At 63.8% G+C, this 6,988-nt stretch carries 3 protein-coding genes and 1 pseudogene; all 4 read left to right on the top strand.

Annotation, left to right across the window (positions count from 1 at the left end):
• Positions 1-5: 5 nt before the first annotated feature.
• The 4 genes and pseudogenes from ABWY06_RS07995 (at position 6) to cobA (ending at position 6,764) form a co-directional block, all read left to right on the top strand.
• Positions 6-1,676: a bifunctional protein-serine/threonine kinase/phosphatase gene (locus ABWY06_RS07995; RefSeq protein WP_353925039.1), complete on the top strand. Its 1,671-nt coding sequence runs from the start codon at positions 6-8 to the stop codon at positions 1,674-1,676.
• A 369-nt stretch (positions 1,677-2,045) separates the two neighbouring features.
• Positions 2,046-3,254 (top strand): annotated as a pseudogene (locus tag ABWY06_RS08000) (NAD(P)/FAD-dependent oxidoreductase); the annotation flags it as partial.
• A 23-nt stretch (positions 3,255-3,277) separates the two neighbouring features.
• Positions 3,278-5,992, top strand: a complete 2,715-nt coding sequence (locus tag ABWY06_RS08005) for a nitrate reductase (RefSeq protein ID WP_353925037.1) — start codon at positions 3,278-3,280, stop codon at positions 5,990-5,992.
• Positions 5,993-6,005: 13 nt separating this feature from the next.
• Complete coding sequence (cobA, locus tag ABWY06_RS08010; RefSeq protein WP_353925038.1) at positions 6,006-6,764, top strand: uroporphyrinogen-III C-methyltransferase; 759 nt, start codon at positions 6,006-6,008, stop codon at positions 6,762-6,764.
• The last annotated feature ends 224 nt before the right edge of the window (positions 6,765-6,988 follow it).

Here is a 6,988-nt window from a genome sequence, read left to right on the forward strand (position 1 = left end):
CGGCAATGAGCCTGCAGCTGAGTTTCGCTGAAGCCAGCGCCATCGGCCCCCGCGAGGAAAACCAGGACGCCCTGCGCCTGGTCACGCCCGCTCCGGCGCTGGCCGCGAGCAAAGGCTATCTGTTCGCGATTGCCGATGGCGTCAGTCAATGCGCCGACGGCGGGCTCGCAGCCCGCTCGACCTTGCATGCGCTGGAACAGGATTACTACGCGACGCCGGAAACCTGGGCGGTCGCCCAGGCCCTCGATCGCCTGCTGCTGGCGCAGAACCGCTGGCTGCAGGCCAATGGCGGCGGGCAGCCGCTGCTGACCACTGTCAGCGCCCTGGTCGTGCGCGGCCGGCGCTTCACGCTGGCGCACGTCGGTGATTGCCGGGTGTATCGCTGGCATGCCGGCCACTTGCAGCGCATCAGCGAGGACCATGTCTGGGACCAGCCCGGCATGCAGCACGTGCTCAAGCGTGCGATGGGCCTGGATCAGCATCTGGTGCTGGATTTCCTCGATGGCGAGTTACGCCTGGACGAGAGCTTTGTGCTGCTCAGCGACGGCGTCTGGGCGGTATTGGGCGACACGGCGATCGCGGCAATCCTGCGCGATCAACCGGATCTGCACAGTGCCGCGCAAACCCTGGTCAGTGCCGCGCACCTGGCGGGCAGCCAGGACAATGCCAGTGCGCTGCTGGTGCGGGTGGATGCCCTGGGAGAGTCGAGCATCGGCGATGCCCTGGTGCATTTGCAGCAATGGTCGCTGCCGCCAGCGCTAAAGCCGGGGCAGATGTTCGAGGGCTGGCAAGTCGACGCGATACTCGGGCAAAGCCAGCAGTCGCTGCTGTACCGGGTGCATGACGGGCAGCAACAACCCTGGTTGCTGAAAACCCTGCCCTCGCGCCTGCACGACGATCACCAGGCCGGGCAGGCATTGCTGGCAGAGGAATGGTTTCTCAAGCGCGTTGCCGGACGGCATTTTCCTGAAGTCCATCCCGCCAGTCAGCGTCAGCATTTGTACTATGTGATGCGTGAATATTCCGGTTCGACCCTGGCGGCACTCCATGCCGACGTCGGACCGTTGCCGCTGGCTCAATGGCTGGACCTGGCCGAACGCCTGTTGCGCGCAGTCGGCATGCTGCATCGCCGGCAGATTCTGCATCGCGACATCAAGCCGCAGAACCTGCTGCTGGGGGACGACGGCGAGTTGCGCCTGCTGGATTTTGGCCTGGCCTATTGCCCGGGCCTGTCCGAAGACCAGCCGTGCGCCCTGCCCGGCACACCGAGCTACATCGCCCCGGAAGCCTTCGGCGGCGCGGCACCCACCCCGCAACAGGACCTTTACGCGGTCGGCGTGACCCTGTACTTCCTGCTGACCGGACACTACCCCCACGGCGAAATCGAAGCATTCCAGCGCCCGCGCTTTGGTGTGCCGGTGAGTGCCAGTCGCTACCGCCCGGACCTGCCGGAATGGATCGCGCAGAGCCTGGAGCGGGCCGTTGCGGCTGATCCGGCGACTCGATTTGAAACGGCGGAAGAATGGTTGCTGCTCCTGGAACAGGGCGAGCGACACAGCCTGAGCGTGCGGCCACGACCTTTGCTGGAGCGCGAACCGCTGAAGGTGTGGCGGACCATGGCACTGGTGTCGCTGGTGGTGAATGTGATGCTGCTGGTTTTGGTTTTTCGTGGTTAGTACCGGGGAGCGCCCATCGCGAGCAGGCTCGCTCCCACAGGGGATTTCCACTGGCCTGTGAGAAACAGGCTCCAACAAAGGGCGTCACGCTTCGATTCGGTGCAAGAACGGCACTGCCAACCTTCAAAAACCACCTGTGAACCATCAATTGTGCCGGCTTCCAGACTTGGCACAACCACTGCATTAACTCTCCCCACAGACATAAAGCTCATCCTCAACGAAGAGGGCTGCGCTTCCCGATAGAACGGGACAAGGACAAAGGCGTCCCCGCCAGGCAACTGGCGGGACGCCTTTTTTTGTTTGCGCGAAATGTTCAAGTACGACCTGAGACGCCCAGATGCGGCGGGTCCCAGTTCCCCGGAGAACCTGATGAACAAATTGAAACTGGTGATGATCGGCAACGGCATGGCCGGGGTACGCACCCTGGAAGAACTGCTCAAGCTGAGCAACGACCTGTACGACATCACCGTCTTCGGCGCCGAACCCCATACCAACTACAACCGCATCCTGCTGTCGCCGGTACTGGCCGGCGAGCAGACGTTTGAAGAGATCGAGCTCAACGACCTGGACTGGTACCTCGACAACAACATCAAGCTGCTGCTTAACCGCAAAGTGGTGCAGATCGACCGGACCAGGCGCCGGGTGATCGCCGATGACGGCACCGAAGCCGGGTACGACCGCCTGCTGATCGCCACCGGCTCGACGCCGTTCATCCTGCCGATTCCGGGCAACACGCTGCAGGGCGTGATCGGCTACCGCGACATCGCCGATACCCAGGCGATGATCAACACCGCCAGGACCCACTCCCACGCCGTGGTGATCGGTGGTGGCCTGCTCGGCCTTGAAGCGGCCAACGGCCTGATGCTGCGCGGCATGCACGTCACCGTGGTGCACATCGGCGAATGGCTACTGGATCGGCAATTGGACAAGACCAGCGGCCAGCTGCTGCAGACCGCCCTCGAAGGCCGGGGCCTGCACTTTCGCCTGCGCCAACAGACCCAGGCGCTGCACGATGCCGGCAATGGCCGGGTCGGCTCGGTGCAATTGAACAATGGCGACGTGATCCCGGCGGACCTGGTGGTGATGGCGGCCGGCATTCGGCCCCGCATCGAACTGGCGGAGCAATGCGGCCTTCCCTGCAGCCGCGGGATCCTGGTCAACGACACGCTGCAAACCTACGACCCGCGCATCTACGCGATCGGCGAATGTGCCAGCCACCGCGGCATCGCCTACGGCCTGGTGGCGCCCCTGTTCGAACAGGCCAAGGTCTGCGCCAACCACCTGGCCCAGCTGGGTTTCGCCACCTACAAGGGCTCGGTGACCTCGACCAAATTGAAGGTCACCGGCATCGACCTGTTCTCCGCCGGCGACTTCATGGGCGGCGAAGGTACCGAGACCATCACCCTGTCGGACCCGATTAGCGGAATCTACAAAAAACTGGTGATCAAGGACGACGTCCTCGTCGGCGCCTGCCTGTATGGCGATACCGCAGACGGCGGCTGGTATTTACACCAGATCCGGGAGAATCACGACATCGAACCAATCCGTGACCACCTGATGTTCGGCGACACCTGCTTGCCGGCCCTGCGGGAAGCAAGCTGATGGACCGGCAGATCACCGCTTCAACCTGCTGTTACTGCGGGGTCGGCTGCGGCGTGCTGATCGAACATGACGGCGAGCGCATTCTCGGCGTCAGCGGCGATCCGGCCCACCCCGCCAACTTCGGCAAGTTGTGCAGCAAGGGTTCGACCTTGCACCTGACGGGCGACCTTGCGTCACGGGCGCTCTATCCGGAACTGCGCCTGGGCAAAACCCTGGCCCGCGGCCGTACGGACTGGGACACCGCCCTGGATCACGCCGCCAGCGTATTCGCCCGCACCATCGCCGAACACGGCTCGGACAGTGTGGCGTTCTACATCTCCGGCCAATTGCTGACCGAGGATTACTACAGTTTCAACAAACTGGCGCGGGCGCTGGTGGGCACCAACAACATCGACAGCAACTCACGCCTGTGCATGTCTTCGGCGGTGGTCGGCTACAAGCGCAGCCTCGGCGCGGACGCCCCGCCGTGCAGCTACGAAGACCTGGAGTCGAGCGATTGCGTGATGATCGTCGGCAGCAACATGGCCTACGCCCACCCGGTACTTTTCCGGCGGCTGGAAGAGGCCAGATCCCGCCGACCGCAGATGAAAGTCATCGTTATCGACCCGCGCCGCACCGACACCTGTGACCTCGCCGACCTGCACCTGGCGATACTGCCGGGTACCGATGTCGCCCTGTTCCACGGGATCCTGCACCTGTTGCTGGTGGAGGACCGGGTTGATCATGACTTTATCAACGCGCATACCCAAGGGCTGCCGGAGCTGAAAAGCCTGGTGCGCGACTACAGCCCGAAAAGGGTCTCGCAACTGTGCGGGATCAGTGTCGAACAGCTGCAGCAGTGCGCGCAGTGGATCGGCACCTCACCGACTTTCCTGTCGTTGTGGTGCATGGGGCTCAACCAGTCCACGGCCGGCAGCGCCAAGAACAGCGCGCTGATCAATCTGCACCTGGCCACCGGGCAAATTGGCCGCCCAGGCGCAGGACCTTTTTCGCTGACCGGTCAGCCCAATGCCATGGGCGGCCGCGAAACCGGCAGCCTGTCGAACCTGCTGCCAGGCCATCGCGACGCCGCCAATGCCGAGCACCGCGAGGCAGTGGCGGCCTACTGGGGCGTTGAGCAACTGCCACACACCACCGGGTTGAGCGCCATCGAGTTGTTCGAACAGGTGCGCAGCGGCCGTATCAAGGCCTTGTGGATCGCCTGCACCAACCCTGCGCAATCGATGCCTGACCAGAACGCCGTGCGTGAGGCCCTGCAGGCATGCCCGTTCGTGGTGTTGCAGGAAGCCTTTCGCACCACTGAAACCGCAGCCTTTGCCGATCTGCTGCTACCCGCCGCGAGTTGGGGTGAAAAAGAGGGCATGGTGACTAACTCCGAGCGGCGCATTTCCCACGTGCGCCAGGCTGTCATCGCACCTGGCGAGGCACGGCCGGACTGGGCCATCACGGTGGATTTCGCACAGCGCCTGGAAAAACATCTGCGTCCAGGGCACGCCAGCCTGTTTGCCCTCGACACGCCGGCGCAGATCTTTGATGAGTACAAGCAACTGACCCAAGGCCGTGACCTGGACCTTTCCGGGCTCAGCCATGCCTTGATCGACCAGATCGGTCCGCAACAATGGCCCTTCCCGCCCGGCGCCAGCCAAGGTACCGCGCGCCTGTACGGTGACGGCATATTCCCCACCGCCAACGGCCGCGCACACTTCATTGCGGACCCGTATCGAGCGGCCAGGGAACAACCGGATGCGCAGTTTCCCCTGACCCTGATCACCGGGCGCCTGCGCGATCAATGGCACGGCATGAGCCGCACCGGCACGGCCGCGCAGCTGTTCGGTCACGTCAGTGAAGCGGTGTTGAGCCTGCACCCCGATGAGCTACGCCGCCATCGCTTGCAGTCTGGCGACCTGGTCAGCCTGAACAGTCGTCGTGGCGCAGTGGTGCTGCCGGTGACCCGTGACGAGAGCGTTCGGCCAGGCCAGGCGTTTTTGCCCATGCACTGGGGCGACCGGTTTCTCAAAGGCGGGGTCAATTCGCTGACCCAACCGGCCTTTGACCCCCTGTCGAAGCAGCCGGAACTGAAGCACAGCGGCGTGCGACTGGAGCCCGTCAACCTGCCTTGGCAGCTGTTTGCCCTGGTCGAAGGCAACGTTCAACAGCAACTGGAGCGCCTGCGCCCCCTCTGTGAGGAATTTTCCTACGCCAGCCTGAGCGTCGCTGGCCGTGAGCGCCCGGCGCTGCTTATACGCGCAGCCAGCGCCTCGGCGCCCGACGCCCAACTATTGCGCGACATCGACCAGTGCCTGGGCGTGGATCAAGGCCCCGTACTGGCCTACGACGACGTGCGCCGCTCGATCGGCAAACGTGTACGCATCGAACACGGCAGGATCACCGCCATCCGCCTCGCCGGGGAAACCCTGGCCCGGCACTGGCTGCAAAACCTGTGGCTCGAAGGGCGCGCCGATGAACCACTGCGGCGCTGGATGCTCGCTCCCTTGAGTGCACCACCTGGCGACGGCGCCGCCATTGGCGCTGGCAACAACACCCTGTGCAACTGCCGTAATGTCAGCCACAACGCAGTGTGCGCGGGAATCAGTCAAGGCCTGGACTTGCAGGGCCTTAAACAGGAATTGGGTTGCGGCACGCAGTGCGGTTCGTGCGTCCCGGAAATCAAGCGACTGCTGGCCGCCACGGCTCAGCCGGTCGCCGTTATCTGATGAGGAAAACACGATGAGCGCAAAAGTCTGGCTGGTGGGCGCAGGCCCTGGTGACCCGGAATTGTTGACCCTCAAAGCAGTACGCGCCATGGGCGAAGCGAATGTGGTGCTGATCGACGACCTGGTCAATGACGCCGTGCTGGAACATTGCCCCCAAGCGCGAATCATCGCCGTGGGCAAGCGCGGCGGCTGTCGCTCCACGCCACAGGCGTTCATCCATCGCCTGATGCTGCGGTATGCGCGCCAGGGCAAATGTGTGGTGCGGCTCAAGGGCGGCGACCCGTGCATTTTCGGTCGAGGCGGTGAGGAAGCGCAGTGGCTGCGCGAGCGTGGGGTGGAGGTCGAGCTGGTAAACGGCATCACGGCCGGGCTGGCTGGGGCAACGCAGTGCGATATTCCGCTGACCCTGCGCGGGGTTGCGCGCGGAGTAACGCTGGTGACGGCGCATACCCAGGATGGCAGCAGCCTGAATTGGCAGGCACTGGCCCAGGGCGGCACCACCCTGGTGGTGTACATGGGTGTGGCGAAGCTGAGCGAGATCCGTGAGCAACTGCTTGCCGGTGGGATGGCCCTGGATACGCCGGTGGCCATGATCGAAAACGCCTCCTTGGCGCATCAGCGCGAATGCCGCAGCGACCTGAACACCATGGAACAGGATGCGAGTGCGTTTGAATTGAAAAGCCCGGCGATTCTGGTGATAGGGGCTGTGGCCAAAGATCAAAATATCGCAGCCTGCGGCAGCTCCTACCGGGGCCAGCGTACATCCATGTAAACGCCGCGGCGCCCACAATGCCCCGTGGTAACCCGACCCTGTAGGAGCTGCCGGAGGTTCGGGCCGCGGGCGGACGATCTTTTAGGGCCACCGCAAAATCCGGATAAAACCCAAATCGCAGGCAAAGAAAAGCCCGGCCTAAGCCGGGCTTTCCTCAGAGCTGCGAGCTAATTACTTAGCTTGAGCTTCAACCTGCGCTTCTACGCGACGGTTTACAGCGCGGC

Origin of the sequence: Pseudomonas sp. (assembly GCF_040514055.1) — a bacterium.
Taxonomy (GTDB): Bacteria; Pseudomonadota; Gammaproteobacteria; order Pseudomonadales; family Pseudomonadaceae; genus Aquipseudomonas.

What these genes read in the sequence shown, in the direction of transcription:
- ABWY06_RS07995 (WP_353925039.1), top strand. Translation starts at nt 6, where the DNA reads ATGAGCCTGCAGCTGAGTTTCGCTGAAGCCAGCGCCATCGGCCCCCGC.
- ABWY06_RS08005 (WP_353925037.1), top strand. Translation starts at nt 3,278, where the DNA reads ATGGACCGGCAGATCACCGCTTCAACCTGCTGTTACTGCGGGGTCGGC.
- cobA (WP_353925038.1), top strand. Translation starts at nt 6,006, where the DNA reads ATGAGCGCAAAAGTCTGGCTGGTGGGCGCAGGCCCTGGTGACCCGGAA.